The sequence below is a fragment of the Micromonospora lutea genome (assembly GCF_016863535.1).
GTDB classification, from domain to species: Bacteria; Actinomycetota; Actinomycetes; order Mycobacteriales; family Micromonosporaceae; genus Micromonospora; species Micromonospora lutea.
The window spans coordinates 316,371-337,112 of sequence record NZ_BOPB01000009.1 but is presented as its reverse complement, the minus strand read 5'-3'; the positions used below and the strand labels follow the sequence as shown (position 1 = coordinate 337,112).

The window sequence follows — 20,742 nt, the reverse complement described above, 5'->3', positions numbered from 1 at the left end:
ACCCGCCACCTTCCCCCGGCTCAGCCGCGCAGCGCCCCGGCGTGCGCCGCCCGGCACCTCGGCCACGAGCCACCGGCGCCGCACTAGGCTCGCCTGCTGTGAGCACCGACGAGGTCCGCCGACCCCCGGCCCTGCGTCCCGGCGACACGGTGATGCTGGTGTCGCCGTCCGGGCCGACCCGTCCCGAGCGGGTGGCCCGGGGCGTCGAGCTGCTCACCGGTTGGGGACTGCGGCCGGTACTCGCACCCAACGCGTACGCCCGGCAGGGCTACCTGGCCGGGGCCGACGCGCTGCGGGCGGCGGACCTGAACACCGCCTTCGCCGACCCCCAGGTACGCGGGGTGATCTGCACCCGGGGCGGCTACGGCGCACAACGGGTGGTGGACGCGATCGACATGGCGGCGGTCCGCCGCGACCCGAAGGTGGTGGCCGGGTTCTCCGACATCACCGCCCTGCAACTGGCGCTCTGGCGCGGTGCCCGCCTGGCCGGAGTGCACGGGCCCGGGGCGGCCTGGCGCGACGAGCGCACCCCGCTGGCCTCGGCGCAGTCCCTGCACGCGGCGCTGACCACCACCGAGCCGGTCACCGTACGCGCCGTCGAGGGCGAGGAAACCTATGGTGTACGCGTGCCGGGGCGGGCCGTCGGCCGGCTGCTCGGCGGCAACCTCTGCCTGGTGGTGGCCTCGATCGGCACCCCCGACATGCCCGACCTGACCGGGGAGGTGCTGCTGTTGGAGGACGTGCAGGAACCGCCGTACAAGGTCGATCGGATGCTGACCCAGCTTCGTCGGGTCGGTGCGCTGGACGGGCTGGCCGGGGTGGCCGTGGGGCAGTTCACCGACTGCGCCGACGGCTGGGACACCACGGTCGCCGATGTGCTCGTCGAGCGCCTCGGCGACCTGGGCGTGCCGGTGCTGGGCGGACTGCCGATCGGCCACGGTCCGGGCCAGCTCACCGTGCCGGTCGGCACCCGGGCCACCCTCGACGCCGACTCCGGCACCCTTACCGTCGCTCCCGCCGTCCGCTGACGCTGCGCCGGACAGATCCGAATCCGTGAGATCTGACCGGGCCAGCAGCGGCAGCGGCGGCAGGCCAGGAAAACCGGTCGCTCTCAGGCGATGCAGGCGCAGACGATCAGCGCGGCACCGAAGTGACTGGCGGCGCTGACCTTGGCCACCGGGTGCGGCTCGTCGGCGCAGATGACCTCGCCGAGCTTGCCCGGCGTGAGCAGGTCCAGCACGAAGAAGGCCAACGCCATGATGCCGAGACCGATCAGCCCGAAGATGATCGTCGAGGCCAGTCCCTTGGCGAAGTCGTGGTAGCTGGTCAGGATCGCGGTGAAGACGATGCCGGCGACGCCGAGCTGATTCGCGGCGAGCAGCAGGCCGGCGTTGGCGTTACGGCGAATCCAGATCAGCTCCCGCAGTTTGCCCGGGGTGAGCAGGTCGACCAGGAAGAAGCCGGCGGCCATCAGGCCGACTCCGACAACCCCGAACACCACACTCTGCCAGGCTCCGCTGAGCAGGTCCTCCAGCACCGACTGCCTCCCGACGGGTCTCCGGCCGGCGGACGCCGGCACGGTGATCGAGACGATAGCGGCACCCCGCAACGCTCGGCCGCCCGGTGGCGGGCCGGGTCCGGCGGATCCGGCGGATCCGCGGTTACAGCGACAGGTAGTGCTGCCGCTCGTACGGAGTGACCTGGCGGCGGTACTGCTCCCACTCGGCCCGCTTGTTACGCAGGAAGAAGTCGAAGACGTGCTCGCCGAGCACCTCGGCGACCAGTTCCGAACCGGCCATCACGTCGATCGCCTCGGACAGGTTCTCCGGCAACGGCTCGTACCCCATCGCCCGCCGCTCGGCGCTGGTCAGCGCCCACACGTCGTCCTCGGCCCCCGGCGGCAGCTCGTACCCCTCCTCGATGCCCTTCATCCCGGCACCGAGCAGCACCGCGAAGGCGAGGTACGGGTTGGCCGCCGAGTCGGGCGAGCGGATCTCCACGCGGGCCGAGTTCGGCTTGCCGTACGCCGGGACACGGACCAGCGCGGAGCGGTTCAGGTGACCCCAGCAGACGTACGCGGGGCTCTCGGTGACCCGGTCCGGTAGCGCCTGCGGGAAGAGTCGCTTGTACGAGTTGACCCACTGGTTGGTGACGGCGGTGTACTCCCGGGCGTGCGCCAGCAGCCCGGCGATGAACGCCCGTGCCACCTTGGACAGCTTCATCGGGTCGCTGGCGTCGTGGAACGCGTTGCGCTCCCCCTCGAACAGCGACAGGTGGGTGTGCATGCCGCTGCCCGGCTGGTCGGTGAAGGGCTTGGGCATGAAGGTGGCCTGCACGCCGGTGGAGAGCGCCACCTCCTTGACCACGTGCCGGAAGGTCATGATGTTGTCGGCGGTGGTCAGCGCGTCGGCGTACCGCAGGTCGATCTCCTGCTGGCCCGGGGCGACCTCGTGGTGGCTGTACTCGACCGAGATGCCGATCCGTTCCAGGGCGAGCACGCCCTGGCGGCGGAAGTCCCGGGCGACCGCGTGGGTGGTGTGCTCGAAGTAGCCGCCGGTGTCCACCGGCACCGGCACCGAGCCGTCCATCGGCCCGTTCTCCAGCAGGAAGAACTCGATCTCCGGGTGGGTGTAGAAGGTGAACCCCTTGTCGGCGGCCCGGGACAGCGCCCGGCGCAACACGTGGCGCGGGTCCGCCCAGGACGGGCTGCCGTCGGGCAGCGAGATGTCGCAGAACATCCGGGCGCTCTCGCCGCTGACCCCGCCCTCGAAGGGGAAGACCTGGAAGGTGGTCGGGTCGGGCATGGCGACCATGTCCGACTCGAAGACCCGGGCGAATCCCTCGATGGCCGAGCCGTCGAAACCGATGCCTTCCTCGAAGGCGGCCTCCAGTTCGGCGGGGGCCACCGACACACTCTTGAGCGTGCCGAGCACGTCGGTGAACCACAGCCGGACGAACCGGATGTCCCGCTCTTCCAGCGTACGGAGGACGAACTCCTGCTGACGGTCCACTTCCCCAACCTTCCGCGACACCCTATGTCCGCCTGCGGTCGGACTCCGTCCGACCTGACCGACCAGTCTCCCTCGACCCGATTACGCAGACGTTAACCGAACCGCGGCCGTTGCGTCCCGTCCGGTCCCGACCGACGGTCCGGCCCGGTCGCACTGCCCCACGTCGACGTGTCGACCCCGTACCGCTGGGGCAAGATGAGGACATGCCCACCCTGCGTCTCGCCCTGTGCCAGGTCAACCCCACTGTCGGTGACCTCACCGGCAACGCCGGCCTCGTCCGCGCCTGGACCCGCCGGGCCGCCGACTCCGGCGCCCAGCTCGTGCTGTTCCCGGAGATGATGCTGACCGGGTACCCGGTGGAGGACCTCGTCTTCCGGCGCTCCTTCGTGGCCGCCTCCCAGGCGGCACTCGGGCGGCTCGCCGCCGACCTGGCCGCCGACGGCCTGGGCGAGCTGCCGGTCGTGGTGGGTTACCTGGACGCTGATGGTCCGCCGCAGATCAGCGCGGACGCCGAGCCGGGCCGGGGCACCCGCAACGCCGCGGCGGTGCTGCACCGCGGCGAGGTGGTCGCCACCTACTTCAAACACCACCTGCCCAACTACGGCGTCTTCGACGAGGACCGCTACTTCGTGCCCGGCGACATGCTCACCGTCGTCCGGCTCGGTGGGGTGGACGTGGCCCTGACCATCTGCGAGGACCTCTGGCAGGCCGGCGGACCGTTCGCCGCTGCCCGGCGGGCCGGGGTGGGTCTGGTGGTCAACATCAACGGTTCGCCGTACGAACTGAACAAGGACGACCTGCGACTTCCGGTGGTACGCCGGCGGGCCGCCGAGGCCGGTGCCACCATCGCGTACGTCAACATGATCGGTGGTCAGGACGAGTTGGTCTTCGAGGGCGACTCGATGATCGTCGCGGCGGACGGGACGGTGCTCACCCGGGCACCGCAGTTCGTCACGCACCTGCTCGTGCACGACGTCGACCTGCCCACCGTCGACGAGGTCACCCCCGACCCCGGTACCGGCGCGGGCGGTGACGGCGAGCAGATCGCCGAAGGGCTGCGGGTGGTGCGTCGTACCCTCGACGGGATCCCGCCCTCGCCCACCGGCCCGGCGGCGGTCGGCGGCGTCATCGAACCGGTGGCCGACGAGGCCGAGGTGTGGCAGGCACTGGTGCTCGGCCTGCGTGACTACGTCGAGAAGAACCGCTTTCCCTCGGTGGTGCTCGGGCTCTCCGGCGGCATCGACTCGGCGGTGGCTGCGGCCATCGCGGTGGACGCCCTCGGCGGTGACCGGGTGATCGGTGTCTCCATGCCCAGCCAGCACTCCTCGGAGCACAGCCGCTCCGACGCCGCCGACCTGGCCAAGCGGACCGGCCTGGACTACCGGGTCGAGCCGATCCAGCCGATGGTGGACACCTTCCTGGCGAACCTGTCGCTGTCCGGGGTGGCGGTGGAGAATCTCCAGGCCCGGGTCCGCGGCGTCATCCTGATGGCGTTGTCGAACCAGGAGGGCCCCCTGGTGCTGACCACCGGCAACAAGAGTGAGCTGGCGGTCGGCTACTCGACCCTGTACGGCGACTCGGTCGGTGGCTTCAACCCGATCAAGGACGTGTGGAAGACCCTGGTCTGGCGGCTGGCCAAGTGGCGCAACACCGAGGCGAGCCGGCTGGGCCTGACGCCACCGATCCCGGAGAACTCGATCGGCAAGCCACCGAGCGCCGAGCTGAGCCCAGGACAACTCGACAGCGACTCGCTGCCCGACTACGACGTACTCGATCCCATCCTGATCGGCTACATCGACGGCGACCTCGGCCGCGACGGCCTGATCACCTCCGGCCACGACCCTGCCGTGGTGGACAAGGTGCTGCGGTTGGTGGATACCGCCGAGTACAAGCGCCGCCAGTCCGCCCCGGGTACGAAGATCTCGATGAAGGCGTTCGGACGGGACCGGCGGCTACCGATCACCAACCGGTGGCGCGAGGACGGCTGACCGACTCCCGGGTGGCTCAGCCGAGCTGTGGGTGCGTCGGAGTGAAATCCTCCACTTCGCCCTGCCGTCGACCGTCTGCACGGTGGGACGATCGCGGCAGAACCCGGGGACCGCGTACGCGGCCTCGAGGAAGGAGAACATCGTGGTGGAATCCACTCCGGCCGAGGTGACCGCCCTCTACGGCGGTCCGGCCACCCGTCGCGTCCGTACCCGCGACCTGCTCGCCGCCAAGGAGCGCGGCGAGAAATGGTCGATGCTCACCTCGTACGACCAGTACACGGCGGCGATCTTCGACGCCGCCGGGATCCCGGTGCTGCTGGTGGGCGACTCGGCGGCGAACAACGTGTTCGGTTACGAGACGACCCTGCCGGTGACCGCCGAGGAACTGCTGCCGCTGGTACGGGCGGTGGTCCGGGCCACCCGGCACACCCTGGTCGTCGGCGATCTGCCCTTCGGGTCGTACGAGGAGGGTCCGACCCAGGCGCTGCGGACGGCCGTGCGGTTCATGAAGGAGGGCGGTTGTCACGCCGTGAAACTGGAGGGCGGTCAGCGCTACGCCGCGCAGATCGAGGCGATCGTGGGTGCCGGCATCCCGGTGATGGCGCACATCGGGTTCACGCCACAGCGTGAGCACGCCATCGGCGGATACCGGGTGCAGGGCCGCGGCGAGACCGCCGACGAGGTGCTGGCCGACGCGCGGGCGGTCGCCGCGGCGGGCGCCTTCGCGGTGGTGCTCGAGATGGTGCCCGGCGACGTCGCCAAGCGGGTCACCGCCGAACTGCCGATCCCCACGGTGGGCATCGGCGCCGGCCCGGACACCGACGCTCAGGTGCTCGTCTGGCAGGACATGGCAGGTCTGCGCACCGGCAAGGCACCACGCTTCGTGAAACGCTACGCCGCCCTGGCCGACACCCTCGACGAGGCCACCCGCCGCTTCGCCGACGAGGTCCGCGCGGGGCAGTTCCCCGCCCCCGAACACACCTTCTGATCCGGTCGACTGCCGGCGGCAGCTGCGGGACAGGTGTCGTCCCGCAGCTGCCGCCGATCACTGCGGTTGAGCGACGTTCACCATCCACGGGATGCCGAACCTGTCGACGCACATGCCGTACAGGTCCCCCCACATCTGCTTCTCGAACGGCGTCGTGACGGTGCCGCCGTCGGACAACTTCGCCCACATCTCCTCAAGGCCGTCACCCGGGTCTCCGCTCAGACTGCAGGTGATGGTGTCGCCGGGGTTGTAGGTCATGCCGGGCGCGGTGTCGGAGGCCATCAGGGTGTACCCCTGATCGGTGTTCAGCCTCGCGTGCATCACCTTGTCGGCCACGGCCGGATCGGACGTGCCGAATTCGCCGAAGGTGCTGACCTGCAACTGCCCGCCGAACACCGACTGGTAGAACTCCATGGCCTGGCGGGCGTTGCCGTCGAACGTGAGGTACGGGTTGAGCTGAGATGTCATGGCAGCACTCTCCTGGCGAGGTGACCTGGTCACTGTCGGACGTTAGACCCAACCCCCGACACTGGGGCAGCTTTCCGAGGCAGGGCTGCGACCATCGGATGGCCAAGTGGTGGTCGACGAGAACAGTGCGGATCCCGCTGTCGTGATGGTGATGCTGCGGGGGCCGCCGTCATGGGAGTTCCAATTCCGGATCCACCTCAGTGAGCTCGCTCGCCTACGGTCTCTCCGCGAGACCGACTGGGCCACGCGGGGCTCGGCGCAGCTCGGCGAGGACGGTGCCGGCACGCCGGTGCACTGGTCGATCAGCGACGACACCCTCCGGCCCGGACGGTTGTCGCGTACCCCGATCTTCTGGCCGGGCCTGACCCACCGGCGGCGGCTGAGCGGGGCCGGGTCAGGGCGGGCGCGCCTGGACGGCGGGCCGACCGGACGGTCGTGCGGCTCTTCGTCGTCCCGCCGGGTCGGGCCGCCACCCGTCGGTCCTCGCCACCGTCGCCGCGTGGGCAACGGCCGGGCGGGTCCGTGGCCCGACGGGCACGGACCGGAACGACCCGGCGGGCAGAGACCGGGGCGGACCGGCGGGCGCGGACCGAGTCGACCCGGCGGGCAGAGACCGAGTCGACCCGGCGGGCACGGACGTAAGGGGGCGTCGGTTGGCGGGTGCGGGCGGATGCCGCAGGCGGTTGCGGCGGGGGCGCTGATCCGGATCGAACCAGGTCGGCGGGAGGAACTCCGGATGACCGTCGGCGGCGAGGCGGACCTGCCAGCCGTGGTGATGCACCTGACGGTGATGGTGGCGGCAGAGCAGCACCGCGTTGGCGAGGCTGGTGTTGCCGCCGGCGGACCAGTGCCGCAGGTGGTGGCCCTCGCACCAGCGGGGTGGGCGGTCGCAGCCCGGGAAGGCGCAGCCACGATCGCGCAGCACCAGCGCCCTCCGCAACGGCCCGGAGACGAGGCGACGCTGCCGGCCGACGTCGAGAATTTGACCCGCGCCGCCGAGCACGGCGGGAAGCACCGCCGCGTCGCAGGCCAACCGGCGCACCGTTTCCGCGGTGAGGGTGAGACCACCGTCCAGCGTGCCGGGCCCGAGGCTTGCGGTGAGAACGTCGTATCCGGTGGTGACGACGATCTGGGCGGCGTCCGCGCCGTGCTCGGGCACGTCACCGCTGCGCAGGGCGAGTCGACAGATGTCGCCGACGGCGTCGTGGCGGCGTTGCCCGGACGAGCGAGAATCGTCCGGGCCGGAGGGTGCGGTGAGCGGATCGATGGCGGCCCGCAGCAGCGCGGCGGTCTCCGCGGCGAGGCTGCCGGTCAGCCGGGTGCGCCCGTCGCGTAGGTCGGAGAGGGTGACGTGTCGATCGCGAGCTGCCCGCGCGGCCTCAGCCTCCAGCGCCCTGCCGGTGGCCGCCTCGGCCGCCTCCGGCGCCACGTGGTCGAGGATCCGGGAGCCGAGCCGGCGCAGGACGGTCGGATCGAACTGTCCCGCCCAGCCGACCAGGAGGTCGACGGCTCGTCCGGCCGCCTCGGTGTCGGCTTCCCGCCGCACCAGGGCCGCAACCCCGGCGATCACCCGGGTCTGCGCCAGGTCGACCTGGCCGGCGGCGAGCGCGGCGGACAGCTCTGCTTCGTGGTCGAGGGCCTCGGCGAGGTCGACCAGCCCCCGGGCCGCCGGCACGCTGAGGCGGAGCTTGTCGCGGAGCCAGACGGCGGTGGATGACGCGCCCTGGGCCAGCGCCGTCCCACGGCCGTCCAGCTCGCGCACGAGGGCCAGCTTCATCGCGGCGAGCCGCTGCTCCAGCCGGTGCACCGCGTCGAGGGCGTCGGTGAGGCTGCTCTCCGGCATGGCCCACACCGCGGCCTCGACGCACGATTGCGTCTCCGCCTCGACCCGGGCCAACTCCTCCAACACGTGGCCAACATTAGAACACCCGTACGACAGTTTTCCGCGCCGCCACCTCAGGCTGCGCTAACGCTGTCGGCGCCAGGGCTCGGCCGGCTGGCACGCAGGCCCCGGATCGCCATAGACGACCACGCCGGCCGGGTCGACGTAGCAGCGACCAAGCTGGTCGAACGGCCTGAACAACGGTCGCCGGTCGATCTCGACGCCGGCCCTGTCGTAGGCGACCAGGTTCGCCCCGCCGTCCTCGCTGATGTCGTCGCCGACGAGGCCGAACGCGCCGTTGGCGACCCGGGCCGGTGTGATCGTGCCGTCAGGCTGTTGCAACACCAACCGGTGCACGCGGTCGCTCACCCGCCCGATCGCCACCACCTCGCCGCCGTCGGGGTCGGTCGAGGTGAGCAGGAGCCGCTGAACCGGGCCGGGCAGCCACGCTCTCTGCCAGGTCGGATCGTCGATGGAGGTCGCCGTGCCACCGGACCATGACTGGTGGGGTGGCTCCCAGAGGTCACACGCGACGTAGTGGTCGCCGGTAAGGAACATCAACGCGGCATGGTTGCCCCGTTCCACGCCGACCGCCAGATCGGCGACGGTCGCCCGTACCCGGGCCGGCTCGTCGCCGAGGGCCAGGCACCGCTCGGCGGCCTGCCGCAGCGTCGGTGACAGCTCCGCCGGTCCCAGGGCGAGGAACCGGGTGTCCCGAGCGGGATCAGGCCAGGTCACCACCCCGGCCGTGGCGATCATCGCGGCGGCGACGAGCGCGACGGCGATGCGACGACGCACTGGCGGACGGTTCGGCACCGTCCCCATTTCCGTCACGAGTCGGTCCCGCATCCTGGCCGCCCGTCCGGTTGGCAGGTCACGCTCGGCGGGCAGGTCGAGCACGTTCATCGGTCCTCCGCGTCATCGAGAAGTTGGCTGGTCAACCGAGCGCGAGCCCGACTCACTCGGGAGCGGACCGAACTCTCGCTGATGTCCAGGGCGACCGCCGCGTCGGCGTAGGACACACCGGACCAGAGGCACAGCGCGACGGCCTCACGTTCGGCACGGGGTAACCGGCGCACCGCCGTCAGGATCTCCCGCATTCGCCGTTCGTCATCGACCCGGCCGGCCGCGTCGTCGGCCACGTCGCGTTCCGTACCGCGCTCATGCGGTATGCGCCGCAGCAGCGCACGCCAACGCCGCGCCGAGCGGGACTCACCGCGCGCGGTGTTGGTGGTGATGACCAGCAGCCAGGGCAGTATCGAGCCGTCGACCAGGCGAGCGTCGTCGCGACGTCGCCAGGCGACCAGGAAGGCCGACTGGGTGACATCCTCGGCGAGCGACCAGGACCCGGTGAGTCGGAAAGCGTGGTTGTAGACGGTCCGCGCGTACCGGTCGAACAGCCGGGCGAACCCCACCTCGTCGCCAGCCACCGTCGCCGACCACAACTCCTGGTCGGTCGGCTCCATCTGGATCGTCACATCACACTATGGCCGGCGGACCGAGAGGTGTTGCGTCGGCGGTCGATTCCTCGCCCCGGGGAGGCCTGACGGCAGGCCGATCGACAGGGGGAACTACGATTCGCAGCCGTGAAACGTCATCATCTCTTTGGAATCGCCCTGGCCGGGGTCACGGTACTGGCGCTGACCGCCTGCGGTGGGGAGCAGGCCGACGCGCCGGACTCGTCCGCACCGGCCGCCACCAGTGCGGCGCCCGGCGCGGATGCCCCGGCGTCAACCGCAGCGGACGCGGCGGACGACAAGACGATCTGCCAGACGGTGAAGGAGGCCGGGGACGAGTCGAAGCAGGTTCTGTTCGACGCGCTGCAGGCCGGTAAGGAGCCGACGGCGGAGATGCTGTCGGAGAGTTACACCGACATGGCCACCGCTCTCGGCAAGGCCGCCGGCACCGGAAGCCCGGACAGCAAGGTGGTCGTCGCCATCAAGGAGTTCCAGGCCCAGGTGACGCAGGCCGTCGATTCGTCCGACCCGGTCGCGTACGGCGACAAGCCCGCCTTCCAGAAGGCCGCCGCGAACCTCACCGCGACGTGCAAGGACACCGGCGTCGACGTCAACTTCTGACCGTTGCAGAGTGTGACTCGGCCGCTCAGCGACCGGGTCACACCCTGTCGGTCTTCGGCCGATCAGAGGTCGGTGACGCGGACGCCGGCGTGTGCCTTGTAACGCTTGTTGATGGCGATCAGGTTCGCGGTGAACGCCTCGATCTGGTGGGCGTTACGCAGTCGTCCGGCGTAGATGCCACGCATGCCGGGAATGTGGGCGGCGAGCGCGCCGACGATGCCGACCAGTTCCCGCTCCTCGGTGCAGATCAGCACGTCCAGTTCGATGCGGTCGATCTGGGGATCGGCCAGCAGCGGGGCGCTGACGTGGTTGAACGCGGCGCACACGCGGGAGTCGGGCAGCAGCGCGGCGGCCTGCTGGACGGCGCTGCCCTCCGCCACCGGCAGCGCGTACGGGCCCTGCTTGTCGAAGCCGAGCGGGTTGACGCAATCCACGACGATCTTGCCGGCGAGCGGTTCGGCGAGTGCGCCGACGGTGGCGGCGTGCCCGTCCCAGGGTACCGCGATGATCACCAGGTCGCTGCGACGGGCCACCTCGTCGTTGTCGGCACCGGTGACGCTGCCGTCGGCCGGTACCCCGGGCAGGGCAGCGATCTCGGCTGCCGACTCGGCCGCCCGCTGCGCGGCGCGGGAACCGATCAGCACCGTCAGGCCCGCCCGGGCGAACCGGTAGGCGAGCCCTCGGCCCTGGTCGCCGGTGCCACCGATGATGCCGATGGTGAGCCCGGAAACGTCGGGCAGGGTGCTCGGGTCGTATGCCATGGTCGTCATCCTCGCAAATCCGCTGGCCCGGCAGCAGCGACGGACGCTGTGACAATCCCCGCTGCCCGCTGCCCGCTGCGCGCGGTGCGAGGCGCGCGGTGCGAGGCGCACGGGCGGCGAGATCGCGGCGTCAGGCGAGTTCGAAGGCGACCGAGCGTTTGACCGGGTCGGCGGCGATCAGCCGGACCCGGACCCGGGTGCCGAGTGGCAGCTCACCGAGACAGCGGGCGCGTACCGGCGGATCATCCAGGGCCACCGTGCCGCCGGGCGGGCGGCCCTTGCCGTTCGACGGCGCGTCGACGTCGAGCACCGCGGCGTCGAAGGTCTCCCCCACCCGATGGGCCAGCAGCACCGCCTCGGCCAGGTCGATCGCGCCCCGGCTCGCCGCGGACGCGGTGCGATCCGTGGCCGCCATCACCGCAGGCAGCCGGGGCAGCGCCGCGCGGGCCCAGTCGGGCACCGCACGGCCGTCGTGCAGGGCCAGGCAGACCTCCGTGGCGTACCGGTCGGCGAGTCGTCGCAGCGGCGCCGTGACATGGGCGTACGCGGCCGCGACCCCGCCATGCGTCGGTTGCTCGGGCAGCTCGCCGTCAAACGGGGTGTACGCGGCCGACCGCATCAGCTCGGCCGCCTGGTCGATGAACGCGGCGGCCCGAGGCTGGGCCGGATCCAGCCGGAGCAGCAGCTCACCCACGCCCACGTCGTCCGGCCAGTGCACGCCCAACGGGGCGGCGGCGGCCCGCAGCCGCTGCACCGCCTCGGACTTCGGCGCGGGCATGGTCCGCAGCAGGCCGATCCCGCCGGCCAGCATCAGGTCGGCGGCGGCCATCCCGGTGAGCAGCGAAATCTGCGCGTTGTGCTCCTCCATCGGCACTGGTGCCCGCAGCACGAGCCGCCAACCGTCACCGTCGGCTTCCACGTCCTGCTCGGGAATGGGCAGGTTGATCGCTCCCCGACTCAGCCCTCGGGCGGTGAGCAGCGCACCGATCTCGGGCAGCAGCGCGATCGGCTCGGGCAGCCGGTCCGCGTCGGCGTCCGCCTGCACCTGCGGGTACGCCAGTTGAGCCCGGCTGCGGACCAGGGCACGCTGCACCACCACCGCGCTGGCGCCACCGTCGGCGTCCAGGTCGATGGTCCAGAGCACGGCCGCCCGGTCGACGTCGGGCAGCAGGCTCGCCGCCCCCTCGCCGAGGGAGTGCGGGTGCAGCGGCACGTTGCCGTCGGGCAGGTAGACGGTCTGCCCTCGGCGCCAGGTCTCGTCCTCCAGCGCGCCGCCCGGGCGTACGTGGGCGGCGACGTCGGCTATCGCGTACCGCACCCGGTAGCCGCCGCCGGGGCGGCGGCTGAGGTGCATCGCCTGGTCCAGGTCCCGCGAGCCGGGCGGATCCACCGTGACCAGCGGAATGTCCGTGCGGTCGACGGCCGGCCGGGGCGGCGCCGTGGCGGCCTCGTCGGCCTCCCGCTGCGCCGCCTCCGGGTAGACCTCGGGCAGCCCCAGTTCTCGGCGTAGCGCCCCGAAATCGATGCGCGGGGCGAGGACACGTCGGATGACCATGCGCCAATCCTGACAGCGCCAGTCACCCCACGCCCTCCTCCGAGCGACGGTTCGTCGGCGTACGCCGGGTCAGCCGGCCGTTTTCCGCGCGGTGCCGGTCCGCCCGTTGGACGTGGCGCGCCCGGCGTTCCTGGCGGATGCCTTCTTCGCAGTCGCCTTCTTCGCGGGCGACCTCTTGGCAGCCGACTTCGTCGCGGAAGCCTTCTTCGCGGCTGCCTTCTTCGCCGGGGCCTTCTTCGCAGTCGCCTTCGTCGCCGCCGACTTCGTCGCGGATGCCTTCTTCGCCGCCGACGTGCGGGTGGTCGCCGTGGTGCTCTTCCGGGCCGGTGCCTTCCTGGCAGCCACCGTCTTCGCGGGCGACTTCTTGGCCGGGGCCTTCGCCGCCGTCTTGCGCGCCGCCGCCTTCTTCACCACCGACGTCGCGGTCTTCGCAGGTGCCTTCCGCGCCCCCGACGTGCTCCGCGCGCCCGTCGCCTTCTTCGCGGGCGCCGTCTTCTTCGTGGGTGCCGCCTTCGCCGCCGGGCGCCGCACGGTCGCTGCCTTCTTCGCGGGGGCCGTCGTGCGGGCCGACGTGGCCTTCTTCGCGGGGGCCGTCTTCCGCGCCGCCGCTGTCTTCTTCGCCGCCGTCGTCTTCTTCGCCGCCGTCGTCTTCTTCGTGGGGGCCGTCGTGCTCCGCGCGGACGTCGCCTTCTTCGCGGGGGTGCGAGTCGCTGCGGTCGTGGTCTTGCGCGTGCCGGTGGCGGTCCGGGTGGATGTCGCGGTGGTCCTCGGGGCGGGTGCCTTCGTCGGTGCGGCCTTCGCCGACACGGTCTTCTTCGCGGGAGCGGCCTTCTTGGCCGCGGCGGTCTTCCGCGCCAACGTGGCCTTGGTTCCCGGCGTCGTGGCGGCGCTCTTCGCCGCCGGAGTCCGCCCGGTCCCGGCGGTCGCCTTACGGGCGGCCGGCGCGGTGCCGGAGGCGCGGCGGGTGGACGGGGTACGCGCGAGTCCTGCGGTGCGTTCCGTCGCGGCGGTCTTCCTCGCGGGCGTACGCTTCGCGGCCGGGCGGGTGGCCTGTTGCGCTTCGGCCATCTCGGTTCCCTTCATGGGGACGTGCTGCCGCCCTCGCGACGCACGCGGTGCCTCGACGCGGGAGGCATCCCGCGCCGTCTACCTGTCCTCCCCGGTCCAGCGAGCGTCCTCCGCCTCCCATGCCTCGTTGCGTTCCCGCACCTGTTGCAGGGCGTTCTCCGCATCCGCGGTCGAGTCGTACGGTCCGAGAACGTGCCGCGCAGGGCACACGTCGGCACCGGACTCGACCCGATGGTGTCGCGTACACCAGTAGTAATGCCCACGTCCGCTGTCGCTCATGGCATCACTGTGCACCGGGAAACGACCGACCGCCACCGGAACACGGCAAGTCGCCAGACCCTTCCACAGTAGACGTGCTCCCTGCCCTGCGGGCCTGAACTGCGAAAATAGATGCCACCGGCCCGGGTGCGAGCCCGGATCACCGGATTGGCTAAGGTCACCGGATGGGCGTACCGGACTACATCCTGCGGATGCGCAAGCACATCGGCCACGACCTACTCTGGCTACCCAGCGTGAGTGCCATCGTCCGCAACGACGCGGGTGATCTCCTGCTCGGCCAGCGCGCCGACGACGGCCGTTGGTCGGTCGTGAGCGGCTGCGTCGAGCCGGGTGAGCAGCCGGCCACGGCAGTCGTCCGCGAGGTGCTGGAGGAGACCGGCCTGACCGTCGAACCGCTGCGGCTCAGCAGTGCGGTGTCGCACCCGCACACGTACCCGAACGGCGACCGTTGCGAGTACCTCAACCTCGGCTTCCACTGCCGCTTGCTGGGTGGCGAGGCACGGGTCAACGACGACGAGTCGTTGGACGTACGGTGGTTCAAGCCGGGACAGCTACCGGACCTCGACGAGCACGCCCGGATGGTCATCCGGCATGCCCTCGGCGGGGAGAGCTCGACGTTCTTCCTGCCCGCCGGAACGCTGTGGGGCGAGCCCGGTGAGCTGGAGTACGCCTGAACCGCTGCGGCGGTACCTGACCGACCTGGTCACGGTCGCCGGCAACGTGCTCGGTGCCGAGTTGTGCGGGGCGTACGCGGCAGGCTCGGTGGGTCTGTCCGCGTACCATCCCGGGCGCAGCGACGTGGACGTGGCGCTGATCTGCGCCGGCCCATTGGACCGCCGGGTCGCCGAGGAGTTGGTGGCCCGACTGCGGCACGAGGCGCTGCCCTGCCCGGCACGCGGTCTGGAGTTGGTCGTGTACCGGCGGGAGGTGGCCCGTTCCGGCACCCCTGAACCGGGGTTCGAGGTCGAGCTGAACACCGGCGCGCGGATGGACTTCCGGGTTTCGTACGGCCCGGCGCAGCGTCCGAGCGCGGACGGCCTGTTCTGGTACGGCCTGGACCGCAGCATCCTGCATCAGAGCGGGCAGGCTCTGCTCGGTCCGCCCGCCGCAGACGCTTTCGCCGACCTGGCCCCCGACGACCTGCATCGGCTGGTCCTGGACGCGCTGCGTTGGTGGTTGGCACGACCGACGCCCGCCGGTGAGGTGCCCGCCCCCGGCGCGGAGGACGCCGTGCTCGGTGCCTGCCGCTCCTGGGTACGCCTGCGCACCGGAATCTGGCTGCCCAAGGTGGCCGCCGGCCGGCGGCTGGTGGACGAGTCCGGACCGCTGGTCGACGTCGACACCATCGAGCTGGTCGAGCGGTCGATCGCCGCCCGCGACGGCGGTGTCCCACCCACCGGCGCGGCGGCCCGCGCCTTCCAGCGACGTGTCCTCACCGACCTCACCGGCACGCCGGCCGACAGGTAGCAGACGAACTCGTGGCACCAGCCGCTGCGGCGATTCTCGGCCGCCGCGGCGGCCACCTTCGGCCTCGGCCGGCAGGTCAGCGTCCGCCTCGGCCAGGGCGGATTCCGTCAGTCACCCCCTGATCGTCGACGGCGGCGGCGTCCACCTCGGTCAGATGGCACCCGTCGAACCGTCGGTGAGTTCGCGGAGGATGTCGGCGTGGCCGACGTGCCGCGCCGTCTCCTCGATCAGATGCACCAGGACCCAGCGCAACGAGACCTCCCCGAGCTGCGGGTGGGGCACCACGTGGTCGAGTTCGAACCGGCCCGCGATCTCCCGCGACCGGGCACACTCCGCCGCGTACGCCGCCGACAACCGCTCGACAGAGTCGTCCTCGGTCAACGCGAAGCTGTCCGCCGCGTCCTGCTCGGAGGTGAGATAGACGTCCTCCGGTCCTGGCGCGAGCAGACACCGGAACCAGTTCCGCTCGACCATTGTCAGGTGCTTCACCAGGCCGGCGAGGGTGGTCGCCGACGGCACCAGTCGGCGGGCGGCGTCAGCGTCGGAGATCCCCTGCAGCTTCCGCAGCAGCACGAAGCGATGAAAGTCAAGAAACGCGTCGAGCATGACGCGTTCCCCGCCGGTGCTCGCCTTCATCAACGTGGTCACGGGATCTGGGCGACTCTCCACCATCCTCGGACCCTAACGGCAGCCCACTCGTCCCCGCTGTCCCGCGGCACGCGGACAACGCACCTCGATCAGATCCCACCGACGATCTCGACCCGGTTTAGAGCGACCGGCAGTAGGGCGGTGGAGGCGAGGCGGGTCTTGGCCGAGGGTGGCAAGGCGGAGGAGGAGGCCATGCCGGTGTTGCATGGCCGACGACGACAACGCCGCCAGCCGAAGTGCCAGGGCGCGCCGCAGCCCCGCCAGCCCTATTGCCGGTCGCTCTTATTTCGAATGACGGATCGAACGGGGCTGTTGACGCGGCTGGGCTGTCTCCGCTTCGGTGTGCTGGGCGGTCGACGCCGGAAGCGGGGACATTGCGATGACATCTCCTACAACGCGGACAGATCCGGTGCGGCCGGCGCGGCGATGGCGAACGGTCGCGGTGACAGGTGTCGCGATCGTCGTGCTGGTGGCGGCGGGAATGGTCGGATGGCGTATGGCGACTCAGCGGACGGAGCCAGCGCCGGCCGTGACCGCCGGGATCGAAGCCGTGTTCAGCGAGCTTCCGCCTCACCTGGTGCCACCAGCCCAGGTCGTCGACCTGCCGGATCACCGCGGGGTGGGTCGGGGCGCGCTGATGTACCACCTCATGGTCAACGCAGCGAGCCTCGACCCCGACACCCGTACGTTCGCCCAGAACGACGTCTACCTGGTGACCCGGTCCGGGGAGCATTTCCGCGTCGGGCGTACGCCCGCGGCTGCCGAGCCGCTGCACCTGTCACTGTCGCCGGACGGGCGATGGCTGGGCGTCAAACGGGACGGCCGATGGCAGGTGCGGGACCTGGCCGGCACCACGAAGTACGAGGTCGCGGAGGGCTACGAGCTGTGGCTCTGGTCCACCGATGCCCGCTCGCTGCTGCTGGCCAAGCTGAGCACCGAAGGGCGTACCTTCGGCTCCATGGCACTGCCGGGCGGGACGGTGAGCCCGCTGGGCATCACGACCTCCCTCCTCACCACCGAGGTGGCGTTCCTCGCCGGTCGGGAACTGGCAACGTTCGACATGACCCCGATGGCCGACCCGGCCACGGCACAGGCGTTGACCCTCACGGTCCAGGACGTCGTCACGGGCGTGACCCGGACACTGCCGGTGGTCGCGCCCGAGCAGTTGGAGCCGGGTGAGACGGCGGGTCCGCTGATTCCGCTGTGGCACGCGGGCGGAAATCCACCGACCATCTGGGCGGTCATCGGCCGCCCGAATCGGCTGCCCACCAACGAAGGCTCACCCGTGGCACCGTCGGTGGCGCTGCTGGGCGTCGACGCCACGTCCGGCGCCGCCACCGCCAGAATCGAGACGTCTTACCGCAGTACGGATGGACCACAGCTGTGCCTAGGCGTGGTGGCCGACGGCGTGGTCCTGCAACGCTGGACCGGCACCGGGACCGAGCTGATCGTCGTCGACCCACAGAGCAACGACCGCCGCGTCGTGACGACGTTCCCCACGTCGGTGACCGTGCTCGCCCCCGGCACCGTGAATTAACCGACCAGGCACGACTCCAAGGCCGCCGGTCTTTGGCTGGGCCCGGCGCAGCCCGGTGCACGCTTCTGTGTCATCGAAGGGCTCTGGTGGCAGCGCTGGCCGCGTACTCGGAGAAGATCTCGCCGAGCACGCGCTGCGCGTTCGCAGACACTCCTCCATCTTCACGATCTCGGTTGGTGTAGGAGTACGTGGTGAGGGTCTTCCAGAGAGCCCAGCCACGCCCGCGCGCCCATGTTGCCGCATCCACCGACAGCCGCTTGCGGAACGCCTCCCGGCCGTCAGGAGTCAGCAACGTCCAGGCGATCGCCAGATCGCAGGCCGGATCACCGACGCCGCAGGTGCCGAAATCGATGACGGCCGTCAACCGGCCGTGCGCAAGCAGCAGGTTCCCCGGGGCGATGTCGCCATGGAACCAGCGGTCCGCACCGTCCCAGCGGGCACCGAGTGCCCTCGCCCAGATCTCGCGGACCAAACCGGCATCGACATGGCCGTCCAACTCTGCGAGCGCACGCTCAACGTCCTTGTCGTAGGTGCGCAGACTGCCACCCCGGAACCAGTTGTGGATGCCCGGCTGCGGACCGCCAGCAGCGTCGACGCTTTGCAGGGCGGCAAGGAATCCGGCCAGGTCGAGCGCGAATCGCACCGGGTCGGCGACACCCTCGACGCTCGCGGTCTCGCCGTCGAGCCACCGGTAGATCGACCACGGGTAGGGGTAGCCCGCACCGGGCTCGCCTTTTGCCACCGGAGTGGGGATGGGCAACGGCAGCCTAGCGGCGAGCGCTGGGAGCCACCGATGTTCCTTCTCGACCGCCAAGGCGTACTCGGCAGCGCTGGGCAGACGCACCAGCCGCTCGCGGCCGAGGTGGAAGGTCCAGTTGTTCCAGCCGCCGTCAGCTACCGGCTCAACCGGAAGGTCGGCCCACTGCGGGAACTGGTCAGCACGAGTCGACGCACCAGTTCTACCTCGACGGTGATGCGCTGCGGCGGAGGACCAAGATCCGGAATCTCACTCACTGAGCCATCCTCGTCGACCATCGACGTTGAACGCGATGTCGTGCAGCACCAGAGTGTGATAGCCGAAGGTGGGCGACGGACGAGTCGACCTGTACGCCGGATTATGAAGTTCGTTCGTGCCTTGAGCAGGCGTTTCGTTCGTCCGGCACTCGCTCAGGGCGTCGCCAGGGCGTCCGGGCTATGCGGCCTGGGCCTGCCCACCTTGACTGTCAGTCGTCGAACTCGAAGCCGCTCGCCTCGGCGTCCGTGATCAGCCGCCGCATGCGTTCACCGTCGGTGGCGACCGCGTTCATCCGCGCTTCCAGCTCTTCCAGCGCCCGTCGATCGGTGCCGTGGGCGCAGAACGTGCCACCCTCGGAGGCATAGACGAATCGACCTTCGAGCGACTGAGCCTCGGTGCTGACGAGAACCTGCGCCACGCCTTCCCAGAAGTATCCGTTGGGCTCGTGCTTGAGCTCCTCGACCAGGTCGTCAACCGGCGTCGTCCCCGCATTCAGCAGCAGCGAATACTCACCGGGCGTCGTCTCAATCATGAGAAACAAGGTCATCGGGCGAGCCTGGCAGCCGCCGGTAGCCGGCGACAAGATCCTGGCGGTCGTTGTCACGGTCACGATCCCGCACCTCCGGACCCAGGCTCAAATAGGCGGTCGATGGCCTGCCGGGTGCGTTCCTCGCTCGCTGGCATCAGGTGCGTGTAGACGCGGAGGGTGAAACCGGGGTCGGCGTGGCCGAGGTACGAGGCGAGGGCCTTGATGCTCTCCCCCGCGTCGAGCAGCGACGAGGCGTAGAAGTGCCGTAGCGCGTGCATCCCGGTGGCGCGGGTCGGCGTGATGCCGGCCGCCACGACAGCCGGCCGCCAACTCTTGTCGTCGAAGGTGCGCCGGTTGATCGCACCACGCCGGGTGGTGGTGAACAGCAGCGGGACCGTGACCCGTTCGTCGGTGGTCGGGTCCTCCCACGGCAGCGTGAGCGACACCGGGGCGAAGTCGTCGACGTGCTGCCGCAGCACCTGGGCGACCGAGTCGGGCAGCGGTATCCGGCGGTCCCGGTCGTTCTTGGGCAACCCGAAGACGAGCCGGGAACGGACGAGCTTGACCTGACGACAGACGTGCACCCAGCCGGCGTCGAGGTCGATGTCATCGACACCGAGACCGAGGATTTCCCCCTGCCGCAGACCGCAGCCGGCCCCGAGGTCGACCATGGGGCGGTACCGCTGGGCGAGGCCACCGCGGATTGCCGAAACCTGGTCGTACCGCCACGGCACCACCCGACGCTGAACCGGTCGCGGCGGCTTGACCGACTTTGCCGAACACGGATTCTTGGCAATCCGCTCGTCATCGACCGCCGCGCCGAGGATGGTCCGCAGGTGAGCGAAGACAACGGCCCGAGTCGCCGGAGCCAGCTTGCCGACCATGCTCGCGTCCCACTCCCGGATATGGCCCGGCTTGATCGAGGCCAGGTGCTCAGAGCCGAAGAACGGCAGCAGATGCTTGCGTACCCGGAACTCGGTGCTCTCCCTGGTCGACTCGTCGAACGAGCGTGTCCGTAGCCAGTTCTCGGCGTACTCCGCGAAGGTGATCCGGCCGGCTTTCGGGTCGACGTAGGAGCCCCGGAGCTTGTCCGACTCGGTCGAGACGAGGAATGCCTCAGCCTCTCGCTTGGCCCGGTCCGGGAACGACTTCTTGCGTTCCTTGCCGTCCGGGCCGATGTAGCGAACCCGGTAGCGCAGGCCCTTGCCGAACAGTTCCGTCTTGACCCGCTCCCGTTGCCCGCCCGGGTGGCGCAGCGTCTTGTACCAGCGATCCTCTACGTGTCCCATCAGGCCGCTGCCTGCTCACGTACCCAGGATCGGACCGCTTCCGGCTCGTACCGCAGGTGTCGGCCGACCCGGGCCGCCGGCGGACCGTACTTGACCTTGCGCCAGCGGTACAGCGTTTCGGTTGGTACCCGCAGGTACGCCGCCACGTCCCGGATCGTCCAGAGCCCATCGTTCGTCAC

Annotated in this window: 21 protein-coding genes; 8 read left to right on the top strand and 13 right to left on the bottom strand. The window is 70.8% G+C overall.

The window, feature by feature from the left end; all coding sequences use genetic code 11:
- Positions 1–98 precede the first annotated feature (98 nt).
- A complete protein-coding gene (locus Vlu01_RS09330) occupies positions 99–1,028 on the top strand; it encodes a S66 peptidase family protein (protein ID WP_203996614.1) in 930 nt (309 codons plus the stop codon).
- Between the two features lie 83 nt (positions 1,029–1,111).
- On the opposite strand, the gene Vlu01_RS09325 is transcribed toward Vlu01_RS09330, so the two are convergent.
- The gene (locus Vlu01_RS09325) at positions 1,112–1,537 is read right to left on the bottom strand and encodes a DUF350 domain-containing protein (RefSeq protein WP_203996612.1); all 426 of its coding nucleotides are present in this window, start codon (positions 1,535–1,537) and stop codon (positions 1,112–1,114) included.
- A 124-nt stretch (positions 1,538–1,661) separates the two neighbouring features.
- Positions 1,662–3,011, bottom strand: coding sequence for a type I glutamate--ammonia ligase (gene glnA / locus Vlu01_RS09320; RefSeq protein ID WP_203996610.1), 1,350 nt, complete (start codon positions 3,009–3,011; stop codon positions 1,662–1,664).
- A 203-nt stretch (positions 3,012–3,214) separates the two neighbouring features.
- Between glnA and Vlu01_RS09315 the strand changes: the two genes are divergently transcribed.
- Together Vlu01_RS09315 and panB are read left to right on the top strand one after the other, a co-directional pair.
- On the top strand, positions 3,215–4,999 hold the full coding sequence (locus Vlu01_RS09315; protein ID WP_203996607.1) for an NAD+ synthase: 1,785 nt from the start codon (positions 3,215–3,217) through the stop codon (positions 4,997–4,999).
- Positions 5,000–5,141: 142 nt separating this feature from the next.
- Entirely contained in the window at positions 5,142–5,987 is an 846-nt protein-coding gene (gene panB / locus Vlu01_RS09310; RefSeq protein WP_203996605.1) for a 3-methyl-2-oxobutanoate hydroxymethyltransferase, read from the top strand.
- Between the two features lie 57 nt (positions 5,988–6,044).
- Here the strand turns inward: panB and Vlu01_RS09305 are convergent, their stop codons facing one another.
- The 4 genes from Vlu01_RS09305 to Vlu01_RS09290 form a co-directional block, all read right to left on the bottom strand.
- The gene (locus tag Vlu01_RS09305) at positions 6,045–6,455 is read right to left on the bottom strand and encodes a VOC family protein (protein ID WP_203996604.1); all 411 of its coding nucleotides are present in this window, start codon (positions 6,453–6,455) and stop codon (positions 6,045–6,047) included.
- A 394-nt stretch (positions 6,456–6,849) separates the two neighbouring features.
- A complete protein-coding gene (locus Vlu01_RS09300; protein WP_308440935.1) occupies positions 6,850–8,364 on the bottom strand; it encodes an HNH endonuclease signature motif containing protein in 1,515 nt (504 codons plus the stop codon).
- A gap of 57 nt (positions 8,365–8,421) precedes the next feature.
- The gene (locus Vlu01_RS09295) at positions 8,422–9,243 is read right to left on the bottom strand and encodes a hypothetical protein (RefSeq protein WP_203996602.1); all 822 of its coding nucleotides are present in this window, start codon (positions 9,241–9,243) and stop codon (positions 8,422–8,424) included.
- Positions 9,240–9,815, bottom strand: a complete 576-nt coding sequence (locus Vlu01_RS09290) for an RNA polymerase sigma factor (protein WP_203996601.1) — start codon at positions 9,813–9,815, stop codon at positions 9,240–9,242. The genes Vlu01_RS09295 and Vlu01_RS09290 overlap by 4 nt, the downstream gene beginning before the upstream one ends.
- 108 nt (positions 9,816–9,923) lie before the next feature.
- Between Vlu01_RS09290 and Vlu01_RS09285 the strand changes: the two genes are divergently transcribed.
- A complete protein-coding gene (locus tag Vlu01_RS09285) occupies positions 9,924–10,415 on the top strand; it encodes a hypothetical protein (RefSeq protein ID WP_203996600.1) in 492 nt (163 codons plus the stop codon).
- Positions 10,416–10,477: 62 nt separating this feature from the next.
- Here Vlu01_RS09285 and npdG read toward each other — a convergent pair whose 3' ends face one another.
- Both npdG and Vlu01_RS09275 read right to left on the bottom strand, forming a co-directional pair.
- The gene (gene npdG, locus Vlu01_RS09280) at positions 10,478–11,176 is read right to left on the bottom strand and encodes an NADPH-dependent F420 reductase (RefSeq protein WP_203997080.1); all 699 of its coding nucleotides are present in this window, start codon (positions 11,174–11,176) and stop codon (positions 10,478–10,480) included.
- Between the two features lie 130 nt (positions 11,177–11,306).
- Positions 11,307–12,731 (bottom strand): RNB domain-containing ribonuclease, encoded by a 1,425-nt coding sequence (locus tag Vlu01_RS09275; protein ID WP_203996599.1) that lies wholly within the window; start codon positions 12,729–12,731, stop codon positions 11,307–11,309.
- A gap of 106 nt (positions 12,732–12,837) precedes the next feature.
- On the opposite strand from Vlu01_RS09275, the gene Vlu01_RS09270 reads away from it, so the two are divergent.
- From Vlu01_RS09270 to Vlu01_RS09260, 3 genes are all read left to right on the top strand, one after another.
- Positions 12,838–14,052 (top strand): hypothetical protein, encoded by a 1,215-nt coding sequence (locus Vlu01_RS09270; protein ID WP_203996597.1) that lies wholly within the window; start codon positions 12,838–12,840, stop codon positions 14,050–14,052.
- Positions 14,053–14,242: 190 nt separating this feature from the next.
- Positions 14,243–14,752 carry an NUDIX hydrolase gene (locus Vlu01_RS09265; RefSeq protein WP_203996596.1) on the top strand — a complete coding sequence of 170 codons (510 nt, stop codon included), beginning with the start codon at positions 14,243–14,245 and terminating at the stop codon, positions 14,750–14,752.
- Positions 14,733–15,545, top strand: a complete 813-nt coding sequence (locus Vlu01_RS09260; RefSeq protein WP_239095799.1) for a nucleotidyltransferase domain-containing protein — start codon at positions 14,733–14,735, stop codon at positions 15,543–15,545. Before Vlu01_RS09265 ends, Vlu01_RS09260 begins: the two co-directional genes overlap by 20 nt.
- A gap of 150 nt (positions 15,546–15,695) precedes the next feature.
- Here Vlu01_RS09260 and Vlu01_RS09255 read toward each other — a convergent pair whose 3' ends face one another.
- Positions 15,696–16,181 (bottom strand): DinB family protein, encoded by a 486-nt coding sequence (locus tag Vlu01_RS09255; protein WP_203997078.1) that lies wholly within the window; start codon positions 16,179–16,181, stop codon positions 15,696–15,698.
- A gap of 541 nt (positions 16,182–16,722) precedes the next feature.
- Here Vlu01_RS09255 and Vlu01_RS09250 point away from each other — a divergent pair.
- On the top strand, positions 16,723–17,730 hold the full coding sequence (locus Vlu01_RS09250; protein ID WP_203996595.1) for a hypothetical protein: 1,008 nt from the start codon (positions 16,723–16,725) through the stop codon (positions 17,728–17,730).
- Positions 17,731–17,800: 70 nt separating this feature from the next.
- On the opposite strand, the gene Vlu01_RS09245 is transcribed toward Vlu01_RS09250, so the two are convergent.
- The 4 genes from Vlu01_RS09245 to Vlu01_RS09230 form a co-directional block, all read right to left on the bottom strand.
- Positions 17,801–18,574 carry an aminoglycoside phosphotransferase family protein gene (locus Vlu01_RS09245; protein ID WP_308440934.1) on the bottom strand — a complete coding sequence of 258 codons (774 nt, stop codon included), beginning with the start codon at positions 18,572–18,574 and terminating at the stop codon, positions 17,801–17,803.
- Positions 18,575–18,953: 379 nt separating this feature from the next.
- Positions 18,954–19,292, bottom strand: a complete 339-nt coding sequence (locus Vlu01_RS09240) for an Imm51 family immunity protein (RefSeq protein WP_203996593.1) — start codon at positions 19,290–19,292, stop codon at positions 18,954–18,956.
- A gap of 59 nt (positions 19,293–19,351) precedes the next feature.
- Positions 19,352–20,563, bottom strand: coding sequence for a tyrosine-type recombinase/integrase (locus tag Vlu01_RS09235; RefSeq protein WP_203996592.1), 1,212 nt, complete (start codon positions 20,561–20,563; stop codon positions 19,352–19,354).
- Entirely contained in the window at positions 20,563–20,742 is a 180-nt protein-coding gene (locus Vlu01_RS09230) for a helix-turn-helix transcriptional regulator (protein WP_155221921.1), read from the bottom strand. The genes Vlu01_RS09235 and Vlu01_RS09230 overlap by 1 nt, the downstream gene beginning before the upstream one ends.